Raw genomic sequence first — 24,548 nt, 5'->3', positions numbered from 1 at the left:
CCGATCCCCTATTCCTGCTCCCTGCTCGGCGCTAATGCGCCTTGACCTCGATCCTGCGCGGCTGTAGCTCGGCGCGCTTGGGGATCTTCAGACTGAGCACGCCGTTGCCCAGATTGGCGTCGACATTCTCGGTATCGAGCTCCGGACTGAGGCTAAAGCTGCGGCGGTATCGGGTTCCGCGGACATCGGCGTACAGGGGCTTGACGTTCTCGGACACCTCGACCGCGACCTCGCCTTCGATCGTCAGGTTGTTGTGGTCGATTTGGATATCGAGCCGATCCCTGGAAACGCCCGGCAGGTCCGCCTCGAGGGTGATGCCTGCATCGTTCTCATAGATGTCGACTGCCGGTAACAGCTCGATCTCACCGTCGCCCTGTCTGGGCAGTGTGCGACTGCGCTCGGCGGTGGTCATGTCGGTCTTCTCATTCATGGTCATTGGCTCCGCTGTTTGCGTTGGATGCTGTTTGCGTTGCACCTGGGTGATTGGAACAGGGCCAGGTATGTCGGGAGGCTCAGCATGTCGAGAGACTCAGCCAGTCGGGAAGACTCACTGCAGGCGGATCTGCCGCGGCTTACCCTGCTCCGATCGCTGCATCCGGATGTGCAGCACGCCATCGCGATAGTTGGCCTCGACCTTGTCTGGATCGACGTCGTCAGGGAGCGACATGACCCGGCGGAATGACCCGCTCATGCGCTCGTTGAGGTAATACTCGGCATCAGGCTGACGCTCGAGCTTGCGCTCGCCGGCAACGGTAAGGACATTGCGCTGCACCGAGAGATCGAGACTTGACGTATCGATCCCCGGGGCGAAGGCGTAGACCTCGACCTCATCGTCCGAAGCGCCGATATTGATGGCCGGAAAGGTGCCGCGTGCGGCGGCGCGGATACTCGCGGGCATGCCCGAGGCGCCATAGGGACCGCCCAAGTCGCGGCTCAGGCGGGCAAGCTCGTTGAAGAGACTGTCGACACTCGTGGGATAGCTGAACATCGGTTTTCCTCCGTTTTTCAGTGTTGGCGCTGAAGCGGCGAAGAGCTGCTCATTCCATGACGAAGGTCAATTTCATATCGACGCGAAAGCCGGTGATCTTGCCGTCGTTGACGACGACCTTTTGCTCCTTGACCCAGGCCCCTTCGATGTTCTTGAGGCTCTTGCTCGCCTCTTCGATGCCAGTGCGAATCGCGCTCTCGAAACTTTCGGTCGATTCGGCGGTGACCTCGATGATCTTGGCGACAGACATGAATGGCTCCTCATCCGGTTGTGTCAGTTGCAGGATGTGCCGGGGTGACCGTGACGGTGACGGTGACCGCGGCACCCTCGCTCTCAGCATGGCGCGTGCCAGCGTCCATCTACCGCGCGCAATCCGTTGATCGGGACGCGCTCGACCCCGAGCCGACCAATTTGGACTCGCGGAATCCGTCATGAGGTAGCCGCGGGCTGAGTGGCGATAGCGGCTGTCGAGCGGAGCACACGGGGCAAAGGCGGTTGTTTTGACAGCCCCATGGCTCATAGCAACCAGCCATCGCAGGCCCGGCCGCTGTCAGACGCGGCTCAGGCCACGTCGGTCGCTCAAGCTGTCGAAACTCGTCGCACAAGACGACGACAGCTCACCCACCATTGATTCAAGAACCCAAGAGAAAGCCCTCAGAATGGCATATAAATTGCTGCCCCTGTCGAGTTAGACCACCGAGGGGCAGCCGTATCTGGCCCCGGCCCAAAGCATCAATCACGATCCAGCAGAGAGCTAATGGAAACTGGGATGCACAGCACCCTCGACCTAAGGCGATTGCCGGAAAAGCTCGTATCGAATTGCGCAGGATTGTCGTTTGCCTTCGAGGAGCGTCGCCGGGAGCATCGCCGGGCTATGTGACCGGCGGCGCGACGAAGAAGGCGAGCGAAAAGACCAGCAAGGCGGTATGAGCTTTGACAGAAATCGCCTAAGCCCCGAGCGAGACCCGAGATAGCCCTTCCGCGCAGATGGCCAATTTCTACCAGCACCCGCCGGAGACCGCGCTCGAGCAGTTCGACAGCGATGCCGACAACGGCCTCGCTGAGGCCGCAGTGCGCGAGCGGCGCGAGCAGGATGGCCCCAATGCGCTGCGCCAGACGCGCTCGCGTCCGGCCTGGCGCATCCTGATCGATCAGCTCACCAGCATCGTCGTGCTGCTGTTGCTGGCGGCCTCTGGTGCAGCGCTGCTGTTCGGGCAGGTCATCGAGGCGATCGCCATTGGTGCCGCGATTCTGGTCAACACCCTCATCGGCTTCGCGATGGAGCTGCGGGCGACGCGTGCGATGGAGGCCCTGCAGCGCATGGGCAAGACCCAGACGCGGGTGCTGCGTGAGGGCCACAGCCGCGAGATCCCGGCCTATGAGCTGGTACCGGGCGACATCGTACTGCTCGATGCTGGCGACCTGGTGCCGGCCGACCTGCGCCTGCTCGAGGCGAATCGGCTGCAATGCGATGAGGCCGCGCTGACCGGCGAGTCGATGCCAGTCAACAAACGGATCGAGGCGATCGAGTCCGCATCGGAAGTCAGGCCAGAGGAGAAGGACAACGTCAAGAGGGGCGCCGGGAAAGGCAAAGGGGAAGGCAATGAGGAAGAAGATATCAGGGAAGAGGCAATAGAAGACAGGAAGCTAGGCTCCACGGAAGAAGCGACGGGCAAAGCGCCGCCGCTAGGCGAACGCTACAACATGGCCTACAAGGGTACCGCCGTGACCCAGGGCTCGGGCAGCGGCGTCGTCGTCGCCACCGGCATGGAGACCGAGCTGGGCCACATCTCGGATCTGGTGGCACAGGCCGAGCAGTCCACGACGCCGTTGGAAAAGCGGCTTGATCGCCTCGGCCGTCGCCTGGTCTGGCTGACGCTGGCGATCGCGGTGGTGGTCGCCGGCGCCGGTCTGATCGCCGGCAAGGATCTGCTCGTGATGTTGGAGACGGCCATCGCACTGGCCATCGCCGCGGTCCCCGAGGGACTGCCCGTGGTCGCGACCCTGGCCTTGGCCCAGGGCATGCGTCAGATGGCCCGGCGCAACGCGGTGGTGAAACGGCTCTCGGCGGTGGAGACGCTCGGTGCCGCGAGCCTGATCTTCACCGACAAGACCGGCACCCTCACCGAGAACCGGATGGTGCTGGCACAGCTCGCCCTCGAGCAAGGCACCCTGCGCTTCGAGCGCCCGGGCCAGACGACGACGGAAGCGACCGAAGGCCGTAGCCAAGACGAACACAGCCGTCATGACGAAGACGGCCGTCGAGATGAGCGCCATCGTGGAGGCAGTGGCGACGGCGAAGTCAGGGCCGGCACCCGGATCACGATCGACGGAGAAGCCCTGGATCTGGCCAATGAGCTGGCTGCTCGCGCTGCCCTCGAGACCGGCGCCCTTTGCAACAACGCCGAGCTCGGGAGCCAAGCAATACCCGGTGATTCCGATGCGCGCGCTGGCGCTGGCGACAACGCCGATGTCCCCGCTGGCGGGACTGCGAAAGCCGAGGCTGGTGGCGATGGCAAGACCAACGCCAATGCTTCTGCTGGCGAGAATGCGAAAGCTGAAACTGGCGGCAGCGCCAAAGCCGATGCCATCTCCAACGCCACCGGCGACCCCACCGAGGTTTCCCTGCTCGAGGCCGCGACACTCGCCGGCCTACACCGCCCTGAACTGCTCGAGCGTTGGCCCGAGCAGCGCGAGATCAGCTTCGATCCCGACCTGAAGATGATGGCGACTGTGCATCAAAGCGATGACGGCTTCCGCATCGCCGTCAAAGGCGCACCGGAGTCGGTGCTCGACGTCTGCGACCAGGTTCTCACCGCAAACGGCGAGACCTCGCTCGATGATGAGGCGCGCGAACACTGGCAGCAGCGCAGCGAGGCACTTGCCGCTGACGGGCTGCGGGTGCTCGCACTGGCACAACGCCAAGCCGAGCGCGAGGATGAAGACCCCTATCAACGCCTCACCCTGATCGGCCTGGCCGGCCTCTACGACCCTCCCCGCCGCGGCATCCAGGACGTGATCGCGGCCTGCCAACAGGCCGGCATTCGCATCGTGATGGGCACCGGCGATCATGCCGCCACGGCGCAGGCCATCGCCGCCGAGATCGGCATCGCTGGCAGCGACGAGCCGGCGATCGAAGGCGCGCGGCTCGACGATCTCGAGCAGCTCGATGACGACGAGCGTCGCGAGCTGCTCGAGCGCTCGGTGTTCGCGCGCATCAGCCCCGAGGAAAAGCTGCAGCTGATCGGGCTCTATCAGGACGCCGGCTGGATCGTCGGCATGACCGGCGACGGGGTCAACGACGCGCCGGCCCTGAAGAAGGCCGACATCGGCATCGCCATGGGTCAGCGCGGCACCGAGGTGGCGCGCGCGGCCTCGGACATGGTGCTCAAGGACGATGCCTTCGCGACCCTGGTCGCGGCCATCGAGCACGGGCGGACCATCTTCAGCAATATCCGCCGCTTCATCGTCTATCTGCTCTCCGGCAATCTGGCCGAGATCGTGGCGGTGGCGGCAGCGGCGCTGGTGGCCGCGCCTCTGCCCTTGCTGCCACTGCAGATCCTCTACATCAATTTCGTCTCCGATGTGATGCCCGCGCTCGCGCTCGCCCTGAGCCCAGGCGAGCGCGGTGTGATGCAGCAGCCGCCACGCGCACCCGATGAGCCCATCCTGATGCGCCGGCATTGGGCCGCTGTCGGCGGCTATGGGGCGCTGATCGCGGCACCGGTCCTGATCGCCTTCGCCATCGCGCTCGGGCCGATGCAGCTCGACACCGCCCATGCGGTGACCATCAGCTTCCTGACCTTCGGCTTCGCCCGGCTTTGGCATGTGCTGAACATGCGTGACACCGAGTCGCCGATGCTGCTCAACGAGGTCACGCGCAATCCCTATGTCTGGATCGCGATCGCGGTCGGCGTCCCGCTGCTGATCGTCGCGACCTACATCGCGCCCCTTGCGGCGATCCTCTCGATCGAGATCCCAACCCTTGGCGAATGGCTGCTGATCCTCGGGTTCTCGCTGCTGCCGCTGATCCTGGTGCAGCTCGGCAAGCTGGTGGCGCATCACCTGACCCGGCGTCGGCGCCCGTCACAGGTCGATTCATAGCACTAGTGCACCAGTGCACCAGTCGCAATCAGGAACGGTGCAAGAATAGCTGGAGCATCCACAGGGCAGCCAAGCCCTTCTTGAGCTAGCCCTCTGCAACAGGTCTGCAACCTCTGCCAACAAGGAGCACATCGCACTATGCCCGCAAAACAGCCTCGACAACGCTCACGCTGGCACCTGGCCCGCGCACACCATGCCGACGAGGTTCGCGCGCGACTCGCATCTGAGGGCGGTGGCGGGCACCTCGGCGATGCGGTGCTGGGCGCGATCGACGGCGGCATCACCAGCTTCGCGGTCGTCGCTGGCGCCGTCGGCGGTGGCTTCTCGAGCCTGGTGGTCATCATCCTCGGCGTCGCCAGCCTGCTCGCCGATGGCTTCAGCATGGCGGTCAGCAACTATCTCAGCACCAAGAGCGATGCCCAGGCCGCCGATCAGGCCCAGCGTGAGGAGCTGCGGCATATCGAGGAGATTCCCGAGCATCAATGCTTGGAGCTGCGCGAGCTGTTCGCCGCGAAAGGCTTCGAGGGCGAGACACTGGATCGCATCGTCGAGACCATCGCCGCCGATCCCGAGCTTTGGGCCAAGACCGTCACCCAGGAGGAATTCGGTCTGCAGCCGGGCGACACCGGTCAGCCGTTGCAGTCGGGTGCCGCGACCTTTGCCGCTTTCGTGCTGGTCGGAGCGATCCCGCTGATCCCGTTCGCGATACCGGCCCTCAGCATCGACCAGGCCTTCATCGCCAGTATCGCCGCAACCTCACTGGCGTTCCTGGGCGTCGGCATCACCAAAGGCTGGGCGCTGGATCAGTCGCGGTTCCGTTCCGGTCTCGAGACCCTGCTCACCGGCGGCGGTGCCGCGGTGCTTGCCTACGGAGCGGGGACCCTACTGCGGACCTGGCTGGGAGCGGGTGCGGTCGCCTGATAAACAGCGAGATCGCCAGGCAAGAGGTCGCGGTCGGCGAATGATCGGCAGCCCGAAGATTAGCGCATACCGCATTGGCGCATTAGCGCCCTAGCGCCCGGCAATGGCCGCCTCCAGCTCCGGCATCGCCACCGGCTTGACTAGGTGACGATCGATGCCGGCGCGGTGCGAGCGGCGCCGGTCCATCTCGCGGCCAAAGCCGGTGACCGCAATCACCCGCAAGCCGGCGAAGCCCCTGAGCCTGCGCAGTCGCGTCGCCACCTCGTAGCCGTCGAGACCCGGCAGGCCGATGTCGAGTACGACGACGTCGGGCCGATGGGACTCGGCCGCGCTGAGGCCTCCGGGGCCGTCGTGGGTTAGCACCACATCATGCCCGCGTTGCTCCAGCAGCCGCTTCAGGCCGTGACCGAAGTCCTGATTGTCCTCGATCAACAGGATGCGTTGCGACGGGTCCGGAGCCCTGTGCACCGGCGCTTGCTGTGTCGGTTCTTGCCCTGCCCCTTGCTGTGTCGGTTCTTGCTGCCCTGCCCCTCGCTGTCCTGGCCCTTGCTGCGTTTGCAGGGAGCGATCAGCCCCGGCCTCGGTCGACGGCGCTGTCTGCAGCGGCAGCAGCACCCGGAATTGGCTGCCTTGGCCGGGTCCGTCACTCTCAGCGTGGATCGAGCCGGCGTGCATCTCGACCAGCGAGCGTGCCAGCGTCAGCCCCACCCCCAAACCGGAGCGTGAGGTCTGCGGCTCGCCGTCGCGCTGCGGGGCCTGAAAGAAGGGCTCGAAGATGCGCGCTTGGGTCTCGGCGCTCATGCCGACGCCCTGATCACGGATGCAAACCTCAGCCAAGCCATCGTGCGAACTGGCGCTGAGCCGAATCTCGCTCTCCGCCGGCGAATAACGGCTGGCGTTGACCAGCAGGTTGGCGAAGATCTGGCGCAGCCGGGTGGCATCGGCCAGCAGCGGCATGGGCTCATCGCTGATGTCGAGCGCGAGACCTTGGTTGCTGGTATCGAGCGTCGATTGGACCTGGACCACGACGTCTTGCAGCGTGGTGCTCAAATCCAGCGGCTCGCACTGCAGGCTGAGCTTGCGACGGGCGATGCGCGAGATATCGGAGAGATCGTCGAGCAGGCGCTTGATCTGCGCCGACTGCGTCGAGATGACGCTCAGGCAACGCGCGACGGCTGGCGCCTCGAGCTGCAGCGAGTCCAAGACTTCACCACAGGTCATGATCGCCGCGAGCGGATTGCGCAGCTCATGGCCTAGGGTGGCCAAGAACTCGTCACGCTGGGCCACATGCTCGGCACGCTCCTTGAGCAGATTCCGCATCCGATATTGCTGACGACGCTCACGCAGCGCCATCGTCACCGCATTGACGAAGACGGTGCTGTTCACGGGCCGCTCGATCAGCCGCACATGACCGTAGATGTCGTAGTCGTCCAAGGCCTCGAGACTGGCCTTGGCGAGCCGCCGGGTGAGCACGATCAGCGGCAGCGACGACCACTCTTCCTGCTGCGCGAACTGCTCCCGGATGCAGACACCGGCATCACCGCGCAACGCCTCGTCTGCGACCACCAGGGCGGCGGCGGACTCCGACTCCGACAGCGCTGAGCAAAGGGCTGCGGTATCGGCACAGATATGAGGCTTCAGCTGCGCCTGACGGAGGAAACGCTCGCACAGCGTCGCATCATTCGGGCTTGGCGCCAAGATCAGGATGCGCTCGGTGCCGTTGGGGGTGCGATGAGCCACGCGCATGACTCAGAGCAGCGGCTTGTCTTCGCCGAGATACTCGGGCAGACCCGTGAGCACACCGCGGAATTCGCTCAGCGGCTCGCCGACGATAACCCCGCCGGTGCCGATCTTGTACTCGCGGATGGTACGCTCATGATCACCATAACGCTTCTTCATCACCGAGAGCGCATAGCGAATCGCCCCAGCGGCCTCGAAGTAGCGCTGGGCAATGACGGTATCGGTCAGATAGCTCAGATCGACCGCGATGCCTTCTTGCCGGTTCCACGGGCTCGGCTGCGCCAGTGTGATCAGCGTCAACGCGCCCTGCGCGCTCAAGTAGCTCAGCAGGTCATGCACCTGAAGGCTGATCGACGGGTCATTCGGCATCGCCTGCAGATAGCCGTTGAGGCTGTCGATGATGATGATCTGGGTCTTGTAATGGTCGACCTCGGCGACGAGCTCACACGCGAGCTCGCCCGGCGCGACCTGGCCAGGGTTGATTTGGCGCAGCTTCAGCAGATCCGAGGCCAGCGCCGAGTCGATCGCGAGTCCCTGACTGAGAGCACGCTTGCGGAAGGTGGTCAAGGATTCATCGAAGGCATAGAGTGCAACCCGCTCGCCGCGCTCCGCGGCTGCCATGGCGAAGCTGCTGACCAAGGTCGACTTGCCGCAGCCGGGCGGGCCGATGACGCCGACGCTGGTGCCGCGCTCGAGTCCTCCGCCGAGCAGCGCATCCAATTCAGCGCTGCCACTCGAGATCAGCCCATTAGGCGATTGCGAGCAGGATCGATCCGCTTCAAGCCGCGGGAAGACGCTCAGCCCACCGGTCTCGATACGCATATCATGAAAGCCACCGACATAGGGCTGGCCGCGCAGCTTCGGCAGCCAGAGCCAGCGCCGTCCGGGTCCGTAGTCATTGAGCCGCTGCTCCATCCGGATGATGCCCCAGGCCAGACTGCGCGGGTGCAGCTCTACGGGTCCGCTCGCCTCGTCGGTGACCAGCAGGGTGGTGCCGAGCTCGACGGCCTTGCTGCGGAAGAGCTCGATATGGCGGCGGAAAAACGAAGACTGATCACTGTAGACACGCAAGGCGGCCAGGGTGTCGAGGACGAGGCGTTGAGGTTTCAGGTCATCCATCTCCGCGAGCGCTGTCTGAACACGCTCATCGAGCGCGATCTCAGTGAGATCGAACAGCGCCGTGCTGTGCATCTCCTCTGAGCTGACCAGGTCGCGCATCTGCAGGCCATCAATGGACCAACCGTGCGAATCGGCGATTACGGCAACCTCTGCCGGACTCTCGGCGAGGGTGATCAGCAGGCAACGTTCGCCGCGGCGCACCCCCTCGAGCAAGAACTGCAGTCCGAACGTGGTTTTGCCGGTGCCCGGACTGCCTTCGATGAAGTAGAGATGGCCCGACCGGAGTCCGCCCTTCAGGACATCATCCAGCCCAGGGACACCGGAAGGGATCAACGCGGTCGACGTCGACATGCATACGCTCCTTATCAAATCACGAGCCAGCAGTGCCTCGCTGGCTGATCGACAATCATCATGTTGCGGTGTCAGCGAAGGTGAACGTGGCTTGGGGAGCACGAGATTCTGATTTCATCATCAATCCAGAAAAACACCACTATTCCGGCTTGTCGCCTGGGCCAGCTTGCATTGAGAAGCTGCCTGAAGTCCCAATCGCGGCGGCAAAGCTCCGTGCTTGAGAGACGTCTAGGGCGGCCAACGCAGCATTTCCAGACAGCTTCTGAGACTGCGCTAGCAAGGCAGGTGTGGCTCAGCCTTTGCTTGCGGCCTTTGGCAGAAGATAACGCTAATCATCGAGACGGAGCCTTTCTTATGTCCATGCAGCTGTCATCCCCGGCCTTCGCCAACGGCGAGCGCATTCCCGATCGCTATACCAAGAGCGGCAGCAACGACCAGCCAGAGCTGATCATCGCCGGCGTGCCCGAAGAGGCGCAGGAGCTGGCGGTGATCTGCCATGATCCGGACGCACCCATGCCCAACGGCTTCACCCACTGGCTACTGTACGGCATCCCCGCCGGCACGGAGCAGATCCCGATGAATGGTGAGAAGCAGTTCCGCCCGGCCGTCAACGATTTCGGCGACATCGGCTGGGACGGCCCGATGCCACCGGAAGGTCATGGCCCGCATCATTATTATTTCTGGCTCTACGCGCTAGACAGCCCCGTCTCTGGCATGCCGGACCGCGAGACCTTTCTGCGCGACTACGGCGCGCATGTGATGGACCAGAGCCGCATCATCGGCCTCTACGAGCGTTGAGGCAGTGGCTGAGGGTCAGGCTGAGGCTGAGGCGTCATCTGAGAACGAAATGCCCCACTCTTGGTGTATTTCCACAACGCGATTCGCCACTGGCTGGCGAAGGACAGATGCCCGTGGCGAAGGCCGTCTTGCAGGACGTCGTCCAAACGAGGGGCACCTGCTGGTATCAACGAAGTCGACGTCGACGTGGCTAGCGCCCATATTCGCCGACGAGCCGGCATCGCGCTTGCCGGCTGACTGAGGAGACGCGTCTCGCGGCTAATCCAATAAGACCCCTTGCGCATCAAGATGGCCCTCAAGGGCTTCCGCGCTCATCGGTCTCGCATAGAGGTAACCTTGAACCTGATCGCAGCCGTGTTGGCGCAGGAACTCAGCCTGCTCCTCTGCCTCGACCCCTTCAGCAACCGTGGTCAGACCAAGCGCCGACCCCAGGGCGATCGTGGCCTTGACGATCTCGGCGTCTCCTGGGTCGGTGAGCAGATCGCGCACAAATTCACGATCGATCTTAAGCTTGTCGGTGTGGAATAGCTTGAGGTACATCAACGACGAGAAGCCAGTGCCGAAGTCATCGATGGCGAAGCTGATCCCGATGTCCGAAAATTCGTGCAAGGCGGCGCGACTGGAGTCGCTCGCCTTCATCAGCATCGTTTCTGTGTATTCAAGCTCCAGCAATCCTGGGTCGACACCCGTGTCGTTCAAGATACCGCGGACGACTTCGGCAAAGGCCTCATCATTGACTTGAGCAGCACAAAGGTTGATCGCAAGCCGTCCAAACACGAGGCCACGAGACGCCCAATCGGCCGCCTGACGCGCAACCTCGTCCAGCACCCAGTTACCGACTGGTCGCATCAGTCCTCGCTTTTCGGCGACCTCGAGAAAATCGCCTGGGTAGAGCACACCGCGTTGCGGATGACGCCAGCGCAGCAACGCCTCGGCGCCGACGAGGCGCCCATCGGCTAGACTGAACTGGGGCTGATACTCGAGCATCAACTCTCCCATCTCGATCGCTTGAAGGAGCTGGCGGGTCAGGCTCATCTCCTGCTGCAGCTCATGCGACATGGACTCTTCGAAGAGCGCATACCCCGCGCGCCCGGCGTCCTTGGCTTTGTAAAGAGCCACATCGGCCCGGCTCATCAGCACATCGACGGATGCACTCGGATCGGTGTTGACCAGAATGCCGATGCTGGCATTGGTGTAGACCAGGTTCTCATCGAGCTTGTACGGCCGGGCGATGGTCTCAATGAGCTTCAATGCCAGCGTGGAGGCATCGGCGGTGTCTGTCAATTCGCGTTGAACCAGTGCAAACTCGTCTCCCCCCAAGCGCGCGACGAAATCATCGCTCGGCACTGCCTCGCAGATACGCGCAGCGACTGATTCCAACAACTGATCTCCAACTGGATGCCCAAGGCTATCGTTGATCTCCTTGAAATGGTCGAGGTCGAGCATGTGCAGGGCGAATATCTGCCCCGAACGCCTCTGCGCGGCTAGCATCTCAGCGAGCTGCTCTTGCAACAGTAGCCGGTTTGGCAGGCCGGTCAGGTGATCATGGAATGCCAAACGCTGGATCTCGGCCTCAGCGCGCCGGACGTCGGTAACGTCGTCTGAGATGGAGACAAATCCACTCACCTTCCCAGCCGCATCGTGCAGGTAGTTCCAATTGACCCGCACCTGGATTCGCCGACCGTCGCCGGTGATGTTCTCATTGTCGAGGGGCTCTGGCGGCGGCTGCTGCTCACACAGATCCTGGATGAAGGCCAAGAACGTCTCACGATGCTCATGCGGCATCAAATCGGCCACGTTCATGGTCCTGAGCTGCTCTTGGGTATAGCTCAGAATGGCTGCAGAGGCCGGATTCGCATAGCGGATGTTCGCTTCGGTATCAATCTCCTGAATGCTGTAGGGGGCCACTTCGACGAGGTTACGATAGCGGGCCTCACTCGCAGCAAGGTCACGCTCAGCCGCTTTTTGTGCGGTAATGTCTGTATGTGTACCAACCAATCGCAACGGACGCCCTTCTGGGTCCCGATCAAAGACCATGCCTTGATCGAGCACCCACTTGTAGCGACCATCTCGGCAGCGTAGCCGATGAGTAAAACGATAATGCTTGGTTTTGCCGTCCAAATGCGCTTGCAACGCCGCTTTGCAGGCATCTAAGTCATCTGGATGAATACGCGATGACCACTCGTCGAGTGCATGACCCACCTCGTCGGGGGCGTAGCCCAGCATCGCTTTCCACTGATGGGAATAAAAGACTTTATCGCAGGTCGCATCCCAGTCCCAGACGCCATGGCCAGCCCCATCCAGAGCCATCACCCAACGTTCCTCGGTTCTTCTCAGCTGCCGCTCAGCAGCCCTTAACGCCGTGACATCGCGGCCCAGCACCACTAAACCGCGGCGCTCACCGTCATCGGCAAACACCGGTACTTTGAGGACGTCGTAGACCCGCTCGCCACCGCCGGCCAAGGGTATCCGCTCCTCACATCGAGCCAGCGTACCGGCCTGCCAGGCAGCCTCGTCACTGGCCTCGCAGGCCAAGAAGGCATCACGGTAGATGGGATCGGTTAGCTCGGCGAGCTCAGCATCCGTCTTGCCTCTATAGTCAACTCCCTGGAGACAAAAGAGCTCGAGGTCGGAGCGGTTGGCCTCCAGCCACCGTCCCTCGCCGTCTTTGAAACAGATGATGTCCGGTGCTGCGGCAATCAGGGAGCGTAAACGCAACTCGCTCTCGCGCAGCTGCTCAGTGCGCTCATCCAGCTCTCGTTGTGACCTGTGGGCGCAATGATGCAGGCTCGCAGTATGCAAGAGCAGTAAGAGCAACAAGGCCCCAAGCCGCAGAGGCCAAGCGACGGCTGGAGTCCATGCCAGAACCACTAGCAGGGTCAATGTAAGCGTCAGCAGTGCAGCAGCGGAGAGTCGCTTCCGGACAGCCATGGCGGGCAGATGGGAGATGACACCAGTGAGAAGCGTCATCGATTCGCCCAACAAACAACACCCCAATGCTGAGCAGCGAGGCCAGGGCAACGCACAGCACTTTCACGAGGCTCCGGCTCGGCTCTGTTGGCCCAACATTCCGGCAGGAGCCAGACAGCTCCCGATGAACGGCGAAAAGCGATTCCGCCCAACGCCGAACGATTTCGGCGAGATTGGCTGCGCCGTGCCAAAGCCGCCACCGGACTTTGGTCCGCACCGCTATTATTCTTGGCTCTACGCATTGGATAACCTGTAATCGGGCATGCCCGACCGTGAGACCTTCCTGTCCCGCTATAGCGCTCATTTGGCCGTATCGTCGCCATCCCCCGGCTCGGCCCCCTTAGGTCTTGATCATCATAGCAGCTCGGCCCTCGCATGCTGAGGCCGATATCCCCCGCGCGCGGTGTATTTCCACAAAGCGATTCGCCACCGGTTTAGGAGACCGACGCTGACGGCACCAGTGACCAGTCTGTTGCCAGGCCTGCCTGTGGTCGCATCACCCCGCATCACCTTGGCATGGCACACCTTAACAGTTGGCACAAGTGCTGCCTTCGATTGGCAAACCGTTAAGTCAACCACCCCGTGCGTCCGCCCCTGACTGAAAACGGTGAAACCGTTGGAGCAGCCTCGTTGCGGTCTTTAAGGGTTGCAGTGTTGGACGCGAACGATTGCTGCCACGCCACCTTCGGCTGGAGAAACCTGATGATCGCTTGGCTCAATGATCTTGGCAGTGATGATGTCGCTCAAGTCGGCGGCAAGAACGCCTCGCTCGGCGAGATGATTCGCCATCTTGGCGCGAAGGGGGTGCGCGTGCCGGGCGGCTTTGCGACGACCGCGCAATCCTATCGGCGGTTCCTTGCTGACAACGCGCTCGAGCCGCGCATCCGCGAGCTGGCCCAAGCCTTTGAGCAGGGTGAGCGCCCACTCAGCGAGGTCGGCGAGCAGATCCGCGCCCTCTTCCTCAACGCCGAGATCCCGGCGGCCTTGGCCGATGCCGTTCGTCACGCTTACCAGGCGCTGACGGAGCAGTCCGGGCGCGATGCGCCCGATGTCGCGGTGCGCTCGAGCGCAACCGCCGAGGATCTGCCCGAGGCCAGCTTCGCCGGACAGCAGGAGACCTTCCTCAACATCCGCGGCGCCGATGCGCTGCTCAATGCCATCCGTCGCTGCTTCGCCTCGCTGTTCACCGATCGCGCCATCTCCTATCGGCAGGACAACGGCTTCGATCAGCTGCAGGTGGCGCTCTCGGTCGGGGTGCAGCAGATGGTGCGCTCCGACAGTGGCAGCTCCGGGGTGATGTTCAGCATCGACACCGACACCGGCTTCCCGCGCGCGGTGCTGATCAACGGCGCCTGGGGGCTCGGCGAGACGGTGGTCCAGGGCCTCGTCGATCCAGACGAATACCTGGTCTTCAAACCGCTGTTGGAGGATGAATCCCTGAGGCCGATCATCACCCGCCAGCCGGGTGGCAAGGCGCAGAAGATGGTCTATGCCGACAGCCAGGCCGACAGCCAGACTGACATCGGGGCCGACAGCGGGGCCGACGACCCGACCCGGCTCGTAGAGACCAGCGAGGATGAGCGCCGGGCACTGGTCCTGAGCGACGCCGAGGTCCTGTCGCTGGCACGCTGGGCGGTGACTATCGAGCAGCACTATGGAAAACCGATGGACATGGAATGGGCCAAGGATGGCGAGACCGGCGAGCTGTTCATCGTCCAGGCGCGACCCGAGACCGTGCACTCGCAGCGCGCCGAGGGTCTGCTCAAGACCTATCGGCTCGAGGCCAGCCGCGACGAGACCGGCGAGCCGCTTGTCAGTGGCACGGCGATCGGCGACGCCATCGCCGCTGGCAAGGTGTTCCGGCTCGATGACCCCGGCGAGAACGGCCGCTTCGAGGACGGCGGCGTGCTGGTGACCGAGATGACCGATCCGGACTGGGTGCCGATCATGCGCCGCGCCGCCGCCATCGTCACCGACCACGGCGGGCGCACTTCGCACGCCGCCATCGTCAGCCGCGAGCTCGGTTTGCCGGCGATCGTCGGCACCGGCCATGGCACCGAACGGCTCGCCGACGGCGACGAGGTCACGGTGTCCTGCGCCAGCGGTGAGACCGGGCGCGTCTACGCTGGGCGGATTCCGTTCGAGGCCGAGGAGATCAGCCTCGACGAGATCCCGACGACGCGCGCCAAGATCATGCTGAACATGGCCAACCCAGCGGCTGCGCTGCGCTGGTGGCAGCTGCCGAGCGATGGCGTCGGCCTGGCCCGGATGGAGTTCATCGTCAATCAGCACATCAAGATCCACCCGCTGGCGCTGATCCACCCGGAGGCGGTGGAGGATGAGGACGCGATCAAGCAGATCGCCGCGCTGACCGCTGGCTGGGACGACCCGCAGGCGTACTTCGTCGATCATCTGGCGCGCGGCATCGCCCGGATCGCAGCGGGCAGCCATCCGCAGCCGGTCATCGTGCGCATGAGCGACTTCAAGACCAACGAGTATGCGGACCTGATCGGCGGTCGCGCCTTCGAGCCGGTCGAGGCCAATCCGATGCTCGGCTGGCGGGGCGCCAGTCGCTATTACAGCGACGCCTACCGGGAGGGCTTCGCCCTGGAATGCAGGGCCATTCGCAAGGCGCGGGAAGAGCTCGGCTTCGACAACATCCGGGTGATGATCCCGTTCTGCCGCACACCGCTGGAGGCCGACCGGGTGCTCGAGGTGATGGCCGAAGAGGGATTGAAGCGCGGCGAGCGCGGACTCGAGGTCTATGTGATGTGCGAGATCCCATCGAACGTGATCCTGGCGCGCGATTTCGCTGCGCGCTTCGATGGCTTCTCGATCGGCAGCAATGACCTGACCCAGCTCGTACTCGGCCTCGATCGAGACTCGGACCGACTAGCGCATCTGTTCGACGAGCGCAACGATGCCGTGCGCCAGATGATCAGCTCGGTGATCGGCGACGCGCATGAGCGCGAGCGCAAGATCGGACTCTGCGGACAGGCGCCGAGCGATCACCCGGATTTCGCCGCCTTCCTGGTGCGCGCCGGGATCGATTCGATCTCGGTCAATCCGGACAGCTTCCTCTCGGTCAAGCAGGCTGTCGCCGAGATCGAGCAAGCAGGTTAAGTCGGACGGGCGCCTAGCGGGGCGCGGATGCCTCATGCTGGCGGACGAGCTGCGTATTCAGGATGGGCGATGCTCCTGTTCCGCCCAGAGAAACTGCAGGACCTTGCGAACATAGTCTTCCGTCTCCGGATAGGGCGGGATCTGGTTACCGTAGCGCTTCACGGCATTCTCTCCGGCGTTATAACCGGCAAGGGCCAACCGGAGATCGTACTCGAATAGATCGAGCAGGAAGCGCAGGTAGGCCGCCCCACCCTCGATGTTCTCGGCCGGGTCCCAAATATCGTCCACCCGGAACCGTGCCGCGGTCCCCGGCATCAACTGCATCAATCCGCACGCCCCGGCATGCGACAGCGCATTCGGTTTGTAGGCCGATTCAGTCCGGATCACCGCATGGAGCAGCTCTGGCATCAGGCCATGGCGGTCTGCCGCGCGCTGAATCAGCGACTCATAACGAAGCCGCCGTTCCCACATCGAGCCGGAGACTGCATCGGTTGGCCGCCGGCCAACAATCGCCCCGTCCCCGTCCAGGGCCTGCAACCGCGCCTCCAGCCGGGCTTGCGCCTCGGCCCGCTCTTCTCGAAGCGTCCGCGAGACTTGCCGGTTCTGCGCTGCGAGCCGCGCGGCTGTGCGCTTCCACTCGAGCCTGAGAGTTGGGCTGCTGAGCGGTTCATCGGAGAAGAAGACGTTGCCCTGCGCGTCGACATACTTGAAGACATCGGCTGCCGATCCGAACGGCAACAAGACCAGCGCCGAGCAGAGAATGCGCAGCCGAATCAACCGGATGATTCCGCCGCCGGACAGCTTTCGAAACTTGTGAAGCCGCTCACAACCGTCAATCCCCTGGCAGCCCTGCGGGCCATTGCCAACCAGTAAATGGCGCATTCTGACAGCAATCAAAGTTCCCGACCTCAAACAGCCGCTTAACAATTTCCCTTGATGTAGTTTAGAGGACGCACGGCTCGCGTCAACGATTTCGCGAGAGCTGTTGCTTTTGTCGCGTCTCGGCCTATACTCCGGGGCACAACAACAGGCTCGACAACTTTAGGGGGAACTTGTGAACCGACGGATTTTCCTCGGTGCAGCTCTAGCTGCGGCCTCAACTCCAGCCTTCGCCCGTAGTCAACATCGCCGCCAGCAGGACAGGCCTCGTATCCTGTCCTTTCATCATCTCCATACCGACGAGCACCTGACACTGACCTACCGCAAGGGGGACCACTATCAGCGCAGCTCCCTCGAGAGACTCGATCGCTTCCTGCGGGATTTCCGAACCGGCGAGATCACCAGCATCGACCCGAAGCTGTTCGACCTGCTCTTCGATGTCAAGCAGATGCTAGGACACGATGACGCGGTGTTCGAGATCCTCAGCGGGTACCGTTCACCGCAGACCAACGCAATGCTCCGGCGCACCTCGGGGGGAGTCGCCAAGCGCAGTCTGCATATGAGTGGCAAGGCGATCGATATCCGAGTCAGCGATATGCCGTCACGCAGCATCCGTGATGCCGCATTGCAGCTCGGACGCGGTGGCGTCGGCTACTATTCGCGCTCTGACTTCGTACATTTGGATACCGGCAACGTCAGACGCTGGGGCGCCTGAACCGGGTACTGGCGGATCGCGACTGGGCTCAAGGTCATCGTCGCCTTTGTGACCGGCGTGGTCTCGCCTGAAACCGGGTACCGGCGGATCGCGGCTCGGCAGATCAGAGTGGCGATCGCCGCCTTCGGGGGTCGTCCGCGAATGACCTGAACAGCTCTCTCAACTTTGCGGCCGAGATGGTCTGGGCCTTGCGCAGCCTGTTCGCGTCATGTGCGGACGCGCGGTGAGCTCAGCCCGAACCGCATCACACCACAGGGCATCGCACCACAGGGGACAGGGTTCGCCGATTTGACGGATCAACCATCCCATGCGGGCTTCAGCGCCGGCTTGTTGTCGCCCTTCGCTATCAGCGCATCATCTTCCCGGTTGCAATCGAGCAGAGGTCATCTGAACAGAGGTCATCAGGCATTCGCTGCGCGGGCGTCGATAAACGCGAGCGCGCGGTCGATCCGGCGCAGGGTCGCGTCCTTGCCGACGAGCTGCAGCGTGACGTCGATACCAGGCGATGCGGCGCGACCGACGACCGCTACACGCAAGGGCTGCGCGACCTTACCCATGTTGAGCTCGAGTTCCTCGGCCACGCGCTCAACCACGCGGTGCAATGTCTCCGGCTCCCAGTCCTCCAGAGCCAGCATCTCAAGCTCCGCGCGCAAGCCCTCCAGCGCCGGCCGCGCCACCGGTCGCAGATGCTTTTTGGCTGCGGCCTCGTCATAGTCTTCGAAATCGCGATAGCAGAATGCACTGATCGCGGCCAGCTCCTTGAGCGTCTTCGCTCGCGCCGCTTGGGCCATGACCACATCGACCAGCTCAGGACCGTCCTCGGCCGGATCGATCCCAAGCTCGCCCATATGCGGGCTGAGCAACCGCGCGATGTGCTTGGGCTCGCCGTGCTGGATGTAGTGCTGGTTGAGCCAGTCGAGCTTCTCGACGTTGAAGGCCGAGGCCGCGGTATTGACGTCACTGATATCGAACAGCGCGATCATCTCGTCAAGCGAGAAGACCTCCTGGTCACCGTGCGACCAGCCGAGCCGGACCAGATAGTTCAAGAGGGCCTCGGGAAGATAGCCGTTGTCGCGATAGGAGACGACGCTCACGGCGCCGTGCCGCTTCGACAGCCGTTTCCCGTCCGGACCGAGGATCATCGGTACGTGGGCATACCGAGGCGGCTCATGGCCGAGCGCCTTGAGGATGTTGATCTGACGCGGCGTGTTGTTGAGATGGTCGTCACCGCGGATCACATGAGTGATCGCCATGTCGGCGTCATCGACCACCACCGTCAGATTGTAGGTTGGAGAACCGTCGCTCCGGCGGATGATCAGATCGTCGAGCTCGGTGTTCGCGAACGGGACCCGGCCGCGGATCAGATCGTCGACGATCACGGCACCATCGACCGGGTTCTTGAACCGGACCACATGTGGCTGCTCGGGGTCGATCTCGCGGCCGCGGCAATGGCCGTCATAGCGCGGCTTCACCTTCGCCGCCATCTGGGTATCGCGCAGCCGGTCCAAACGCTCTTTTGGGCAATCGCACCGGTAAGCGAGCCCCCGCTCGAGGAGATCATCGACCACCTGCTGATAGCGCTCGAAGCGCTCGGTCTGGAAGAACGGCCCCTCGTCGTAATCCAGACCCAGCCAGGTCAGCCCCTCCATGATCGCGTTGACCGACTCGGCGGTCGAGCGTTCGAGATCGGTGTCCTCGATCCGGAGCACGAATTGGCCGCCATGGCGCCGCGCGAAGAGATAGCTGAACAAGGCGGTACGGGCACCCCCGACATGCAGGTAACCGGTCGGGGAAGGGGCGAATCGGGTTCGGACGGTCATCTTGCTGCTCTCGGTTCTATTGCTTCCTGCGAGGCAAGAGGCCCCGCCATCGCCAAGGACTGCTGCGCCGCTGGTGACGAAGCGCCCTTGCGCATCGCACATTGCAACCGCGCGCTCATCCCGGAACCGGCCCCGAGGCGAGGCAACCGAGGCGCAGCGGCTCGTCGTGGCCGGCGATGATAGCAGAGCCGCCGAGGTAGGGTTCACGACTTGCTTGAAGCAGACCGGATCAATATCTGTTAAACCTCTCCAACAGCCCCAGCCCAGACCCGACAAGAATCGAGTGGGGGCTTCAGGTCACGAACTCACACCACATCTCGAGGAGTACTTATGAAAGCAAGCCGCCCGGTCGCCATCGGGATCGCCGCGCTCGGTTTGATCCTACTGGTAGCAGGCCCGCTGATCCCAGGCGGCGAGCGCCTGGTGCGCAATGCCCCTGTCGGTAGCGGCCATGTGACCGATCTCGCGCGTGCCGACGACGGCTCGATCCTGGCTGGCACCCAGGATGGCGAGCTCTGGCGGCTCGCCGATAGCCAGTGGGAACCGGTGGACGTCGACCTCGGCGGTCACCCCGTCACCGCACTCTCAGCCGACCTGTCCGGCGACGCCTCAGAGGGTCCGATCGGCACCGGCGGCGGACTCGTCAACGCACCATCCGGCATGCCGCCGCTAGCGCTTCGGGTCGCTGATGAGATCCTGGCCGACGATCGGCTGATCGTCGCAACCGGGGACGGCCTTTATGTCCAAGGCGATGGGACCTGGCAGCGGGCGCTCGAAGGCACCTACGTCTACCGCCTCGAGCTCCAGCCGCACAGCGGGCAGGACTGGGTCCATGCCGGAACCATCGACGCCGGCGTCTTCACTGCCGAAGCGACCGATCCGCTCAGCTGGCAGCCAAACCGCACCGGACTGCCGGATCAGATCAACGTCTTCAGCTTCGTCATCACGGATGCCGGCCATCTGATCGCCGGCACCGACAACGGGCTGTTCTGGCAAGCGGCACCGCTCGAGCGCTGGCAGCAACTCGAGGTCGGGCTCGAGAACAGCCGGATGCTCTCGCTCTACCTGGAGCCCGCCGCTGAGGGAGAGCCGGAGCGCCTCTGGATCGGCAGCGACGACGGCCTCTGGCGAGTCGAGCTCGACGAGTCTGGCGCAGGTCCGGAAGCGCTGGCTTACGCTGAGTTGATCCAGGCCCCGCCGGACCATGTGCGCTACGCCGTGAGCTGGATCGTCCCCTACGGCGACGGGGTGATGCTGAGCGCCGGATCGGTCTATCAGTTTGGCCCGATGGGATTCCAGGGCTGGTATTGGATCTCGCTCGGAGGCCTGATCCTGCTGCTGTTGGGCGGCTGGCTACTGCCGGGCCGCCAGCCGGACGAAGCCGCGAAGGCCTGATTGGAGAGCCTGACCAGAAACCAAGCCAATGAAGCTCATTCTCATCCTGATCGCTGGACTGCTCCTAGCCGGCCTCGTCGGCATGCTGGTGTTCGTCTATGTCATCCAGAACGTCGAGACACCCGATTACGAGGTCCTGACCAAGGATGGCGACTTCGAGCTCCGCGATTATCCGCCACTCGTCGTCGCCGAGATCGATACCGCAGGCGGCCGCCAGCAAGGGTTGAGCAGCGGCTTCGGGCCGCTCGCGCGCTACATCTTCGCCAAGGAGCGCGCTGGCGAGCGCATCGCCATGACCGCCCCGGTCCAGCAACGTGCAGTCGCGCCGGGCGAGAAGATCGCGATGACGGCGCCGGTCACGCAGACCGCCACCGAAGACGACCGCTGGACGGTGCAGTTCATCATGCCGTCCGAGTACCAGCTCGACGACCTGCCGGAGCCGGAAAACAGCGAGGTGACGCTGGAGCGGATGCCAGCGCGGCGTATGGCCGCCGTGCGTTTCAGCGGCCGCACCAACGACCAAGCGCTCGCCGAGCAGCAGCAGCGTCTCGAGGACTGGCTCCGCAAGCGCGATCTGAAACCGATCGGGGCACCGGTCTACGCCTATTACAACGACCCCTTCACACCCGGCCCGCTGCGCCGCAACGAGGTGCTGTACCAAATCAGCAGTGACGCCGAGACGAACGATCCGAACTGAACCGCGACGCATGCGCCCTTGGGGCCCTCGTCCGCAAATAACCTGCTCGAGACATGGCCTGCTGGCAGCCAAAACGCTGAGCTGTCTTTATGAAGGTGCACAGATTATTCGCGGACAGGCGCTTCGGGCAGGACCTTGGCTTGCCCAACCAAGGCGATATCGTCACCCGCCCTGGTTTCCGGACAGGCTGAGCCCATCGGTACCGACTGTTCCGGCGCTTTCTGCCCGGCGATCACGCCGAATGGCGATATCGTGCCGGCGCCTCGTCTCCGTTGCGCGACGCCCTGTCAACGCAGCCCGCTCGGCTAACCTTGTGCTTGCGCGGCGCCGGCCAGCAGCCGTCCGGCCACCGCCTCACCGCTCAGCCAGGCACCCTCGACGCGTGCGCCGTTGCACCAGTCACCGCAGGCGCCGATGCCGAGCGCCGGGTCCCAAAGACAGCCCGACTCGAGCGGGCTGTCGACCAGCGAGTAGAGCCAGCTATGCGATTGCTGCCAGCTCGGGTCGGCCTTCGCAACGCCGGTCACCGCCACAAACGCCTCCAGCAACGCCGCCTCCACCCTCTCCCTCGGAGCGCCCAGGTGCTTCTTCGACCATTCGGGCCTGGCCTGCAGCACCCAGGTCTCGCCCTGTCCAGGCGCACTGCGGCCCGGCTTACTACTATTGCGCGCGATCCAACGCAGCGGCCCCCGGTTGACGAAGATCCCGTCATACGACACATCGCTCTTGGCCGCGAGCGCGATCATCAGGGTCCAGCAAGGCGCGTAGTCGACACAGGCGGCTTGGGCGGCAAGCCGCGGCGCCGCGCTCAGCAGCTCGGCTGACTGCGGCGCCGGCGCACTGATGATGACCCGATCGAACCGCCCGAGGGTCCGGCCCTGCTCATCGGTGAGCAGCCATTCGCGGCCGACCCGCTGCGGCGGCGCAACCTTGGTCTCGAGCCGCAGATCGAGGCCCGCGACCAACCCGCGGCCCAACGCGCTCATCCCGGGCGCCCCGACCCAACGCACGTTGTCCTGACCGGTGGGCATCAGCCGCTTGCCGTCAAAGGCGCCAATCTGCCCGCGCCATGGGACGACCAGCCCTCGCTCGGCCCAGGCCTGGACGCGGCGCAGAAAGCGCGGATCACGGGCCGTAAAGTACTGGGCGCCGTGATCGACCCCGAACGCCGGCGCACCCGGTCGCGTCGCGCGCCGGGTCGCCGCGCGTCCCCCGCAGCCGCGCGACTTCTCGAGCACCAATACCTGATGGCGTTGATCGCTCAGGACGCGCGCCGCGGCCAGACCGGACAGGCCGGCGCCGATCACCGCGATCCGCAACCGCTGCGCGACGGCCGGCGCCGTCACCCGACGCGCATAGGCGTCCAGATCGAGCCGCTCGGCATGGACTGCAGTCGGACGGCCACGCAGCCGCCCGATCACCGGCTTATCGGGATCGAATGGGCGATCGAACAGCCCGAGCGTCCACAGCAGGCCGCCATAGGAGTTGGGATCGCAACCGTCGAGCGCATGGCGATGATTGAGGTCGATCAGGGTCGCGAGCGCCGCGGCCGGGTTCGGGCGCCAATACGGGATCGCCTTGGCCCAGGTCATCCGCAGGTTGTTGTGCAGCTCGCCATGCACCAGCAGCGAGGTCTGCGCCAGGTCCCAAAGGCGGTCGCCGCTCTGTCCGCGCGCCAGTGTCTCGGGGTCGATCTGCCGTTCGCGCGCATCCTCGGCATGCGCCGCCAGCGTCTCCCGGGCCCACTCGGGCAGCACGGCCAAGCGCTCGACCTCATCGGCATGGAAGCAGAGGTTGTGCGCGAGCTCGCGCCAGATCAGCAGCTCGTCGAGGAACTTCGCGGCGCCGTCGCCGGCCCCTTCGCCTGCATCAGGGCCTGCATCAGGGCCTGCATCAGGGCCTGCATCAGCGCTTGCCTCGCGCGCGATCCGAAACGGCGATACCTGGCCATGGTGCAGATAAGGCGACAGGCGGCTGACCCCGAGCGGCCAGGGCTGGGCCGCATCGTTGCGTCGCTGATGATAGCTCGCCAGCCCTTCTCGGCGGAATCGTTCCCAACGCTGATACCCGGCCTGCGAGCCGCCCGGCGTCTGCGGCACCGCGGGCAGGCTGTGATCGATCGCGCAGTCGGCGATCAATGCGGCGAGGTCGGCCCGACCGAGAGCGATCGGCGCGAATGGCAGCTCGCCGTCGAAGCGCGCCGGCCGGGCCTCGACCACAGGCCAAGGCCGCACGACGCGCTCGGCATAGGCGGCCTCATTGTGCTGGCGCAGCGCGAATGCCCGCTCGAAGCGCCGCGGCTGCAGCCGCATCGGCACAATGCAGGCGGTATCGACCAGCCAGACCGGGGCGCCGCTGCGCTCGGCCAGCCGCCGCGTCCAGCTCGGGAACGGTGGCGCCGGAAAATCCTCGGTCACCACCAGCGCCGATCGCCGCGCCAGCTCGATCAGCGGTGACGGTGCCCCCGGATCAGCTGGGAGATGGAAGACCGCGCGGACACCAAGCGCCTCGAGCTCGGCATGGGCGTCGCGTGCGCCCTCGAGGATGAAGGCATGATGCCGGTCCGCATTGTATCGATGTCGCCCTGCGAGTCCCTGGTAGACCAGTAGCGGCAAGCCAAGGGCCTCGGCAAGCAGCCGAGCGACATCGAGGGCCGGGTTCTCGTGGCCGCGCACCGCATGATGCATCCAGTAGATGACGAGCTCCCCGTCTCGACTCGGGGCCCGCGCATCGCAATCCGGAGACCGATCGACCAGCAGGCGCACACGTTCACGCAGATGCTCGGGTAATTCGTCGGCGAGCGGGTGCTCGCAGGGCGAAAACGAGCGCGGCGAGACATCTCTGTTCATAGGCGGCATGACTGCAGGCAAAGGCGTTGTGACCCGACGGATAAGGGTCCGTTCCCCCGCGCCTAGCCTGGACCGCCAT

At 64.2% G+C, this 24,548-nt stretch carries 18 protein-coding genes; 9 read left to right on the top strand and 9 right to left on the bottom strand.

From position 1 onward, the window contains the following. Positions 1-31 precede the first annotated feature (31 nt). From CKO40_RS06595 to CKO40_RS06585, 3 genes are all read right to left on the bottom strand, one after another. On the bottom strand, positions 32-430 hold the full coding sequence (locus CKO40_RS06595; RefSeq protein ID WP_200345409.1) for an Hsp20/alpha crystallin family protein: 399 nt from the start codon (positions 428-430) through the stop codon (positions 32-34). Positions 431-547: 117 nt separating this feature from the next. Continuing rightward, positions 548-988, bottom strand: coding sequence for an Hsp20/alpha crystallin family protein (locus CKO40_RS06590; RefSeq protein ID WP_200345408.1), 441 nt, complete (start codon positions 986-988; stop codon positions 548-550). Between the two features lie 49 nt (positions 989-1,037). Then, a complete protein-coding gene (locus tag CKO40_RS06585) occupies positions 1,038-1,238 on the bottom strand; it encodes a dodecin family protein (protein WP_200345407.1) in 201 nt (66 codons plus the stop codon). A gap of 737 nt (positions 1,239-1,975) precedes the next feature. Here CKO40_RS06585 and CKO40_RS06580 point away from each other — a divergent pair. Both CKO40_RS06580 and CKO40_RS06575 read left to right on the top strand, forming a co-directional pair. After that, the gene (locus CKO40_RS06580; protein WP_200345406.1) at positions 1,976-5,092 is read left to right on the top strand and encodes a cation-translocating P-type ATPase; all 3,117 of its coding nucleotides are present in this window, start codon (positions 1,976-1,978) and stop codon (positions 5,090-5,092) included. A 138-nt stretch (positions 5,093-5,230) separates the two neighbouring features. Next, positions 5,231-6,013: a VIT1/CCC1 transporter family protein gene (locus tag CKO40_RS06575; RefSeq protein WP_200345405.1), complete on the top strand. Its 783-nt coding sequence runs from the start codon at positions 5,231-5,233 to the stop codon at positions 6,011-6,013. A 90-nt stretch (positions 6,014-6,103) separates the two neighbouring features. Here CKO40_RS06575 and CKO40_RS06570 read toward each other — a convergent pair whose 3' ends face one another. Further along, positions 6,104-7,753, bottom strand: coding sequence for a response regulator (locus CKO40_RS06570; protein ID WP_200345404.1), 1,650 nt, complete (start codon positions 7,751-7,753; stop codon positions 6,104-6,106). Positions 7,754-7,762: 9 nt separating this feature from the next. Next, positions 7,763-9,223, bottom strand: coding sequence for an ATPase domain-containing protein (locus CKO40_RS06565; protein WP_200345403.1), 1,461 nt, complete (start codon positions 9,221-9,223; stop codon positions 7,763-7,765). A gap of 32 nt (positions 9,224-9,255) precedes the next feature. Between CKO40_RS06565 and CKO40_RS23930 the strand changes: the two genes are divergently transcribed. Both CKO40_RS23930 and CKO40_RS06560 read left to right on the top strand, forming a co-directional pair. Beyond that, positions 9,256-9,444: a hypothetical protein gene (locus CKO40_RS23930; protein ID WP_207173453.1), complete on the top strand. Its 189-nt coding sequence runs from the start codon at positions 9,256-9,258 to the stop codon at positions 9,442-9,444. A gap of 133 nt (positions 9,445-9,577) precedes the next feature. Continuing rightward, positions 9,578-10,021, top strand: coding sequence for a YbhB/YbcL family Raf kinase inhibitor-like protein (locus CKO40_RS06560; RefSeq protein WP_200345402.1), 444 nt, complete (start codon positions 9,578-9,580; stop codon positions 10,019-10,021). Between the two features lie 258 nt (positions 10,022-10,279). Here the strand turns inward: CKO40_RS06560 and CKO40_RS06555 are convergent, their stop codons facing one another. Continuing rightward, positions 10,280-13,003 (bottom strand): sensor domain-containing protein, encoded by a 2,724-nt coding sequence (locus tag CKO40_RS06555; protein ID WP_207173451.1) that lies wholly within the window; start codon positions 13,001-13,003, stop codon positions 10,280-10,282. On the opposite strand from CKO40_RS06555, the gene CKO40_RS25275 reads away from it, so the two are divergent. Together CKO40_RS25275 and ppsA are read left to right on the top strand one after the other, a co-directional pair. Further along, positions 12,951-13,247 (top strand): hypothetical protein, encoded by a 297-nt coding sequence (locus CKO40_RS25275; RefSeq protein WP_420827364.1) that lies wholly within the window; start codon positions 12,951-12,953, stop codon positions 13,245-13,247. The two genes, CKO40_RS06555 and CKO40_RS25275, sit on opposite strands and share 53 nt — an antisense overlap. A gap of 449 nt (positions 13,248-13,696) precedes the next feature. Further along, positions 13,697-16,114: a phosphoenolpyruvate synthase gene (ppsA, locus tag CKO40_RS06550; protein WP_200345468.1), complete on the top strand. Its 2,418-nt coding sequence runs from the start codon at positions 13,697-13,699 to the stop codon at positions 16,112-16,114. A gap of 57 nt (positions 16,115-16,171) precedes the next feature. Here ppsA and CKO40_RS06545 read toward each other — a convergent pair whose 3' ends face one another. Beyond that, positions 16,172-16,996 carry a lytic transglycosylase domain-containing protein gene (locus CKO40_RS06545; protein WP_200345400.1) on the bottom strand — a complete coding sequence of 275 codons (825 nt, stop codon included), beginning with the start codon at positions 16,994-16,996 and terminating at the stop codon, positions 16,172-16,174. A gap of 172 nt (positions 16,997-17,168) precedes the next feature. Between CKO40_RS06545 and mepK the strand changes: the two genes are divergently transcribed. Further along, entirely contained in the window at positions 17,169-17,708 is a 540-nt protein-coding gene (gene mepK / locus CKO40_RS06540; protein WP_200345399.1) for a peptidoglycan L,D-endopeptidase MepK, read from the top strand. A 401-nt stretch (positions 17,709-18,109) separates the two neighbouring features. Here mepK and gltX read toward each other — a convergent pair whose 3' ends face one another. After that, positions 18,110-19,528, bottom strand: coding sequence for a glutamate--tRNA ligase (gene gltX / locus CKO40_RS06535; RefSeq protein WP_200345398.1), 1,419 nt, complete (start codon positions 19,526-19,528; stop codon positions 18,110-18,112). Positions 19,529-19,858: 330 nt separating this feature from the next. On the opposite strand from gltX, the gene CKO40_RS06530 reads away from it, so the two are divergent. Together CKO40_RS06530 and CKO40_RS06525 are read left to right on the top strand one after the other, a co-directional pair. Next, positions 19,859-20,923: an HVO_0234 family beta-propeller protein gene (locus CKO40_RS06530; RefSeq protein WP_200345397.1), complete on the top strand. Its 1,065-nt coding sequence runs from the start codon at positions 19,859-19,861 to the stop codon at positions 20,921-20,923. A gap of 28 nt (positions 20,924-20,951) precedes the next feature. Next, positions 20,952-21,620, top strand: a complete 669-nt coding sequence (locus tag CKO40_RS06525; protein ID WP_200345396.1) for an SOUL family heme-binding protein — start codon at positions 20,952-20,954, stop codon at positions 21,618-21,620. A gap of 305 nt (positions 21,621-21,925) precedes the next feature. Here CKO40_RS06525 and CKO40_RS06520 read toward each other — a convergent pair whose 3' ends face one another. Continuing rightward, on the bottom strand, positions 21,926-24,469 hold the full coding sequence (locus CKO40_RS06520; protein WP_200345395.1) for an FAD-dependent oxidoreductase: 2,544 nt from the start codon (positions 24,467-24,469) through the stop codon (positions 21,926-21,928). Positions 24,470-24,548: the final 79 nt, after the last annotated feature.

The sequence above is a fragment of the Halochromatium glycolicum genome (assembly GCF_016584085.1).
GTDB lineage: Bacteria > Pseudomonadota > Gammaproteobacteria > Chromatiales > Chromatiaceae > Lamprobacter > Lamprobacter glycolicus.
The sequence above is the reverse complement of the archived record's forward strand: the minus strand, read 5'-3'. Positions and strand labels throughout refer to the sequence as shown.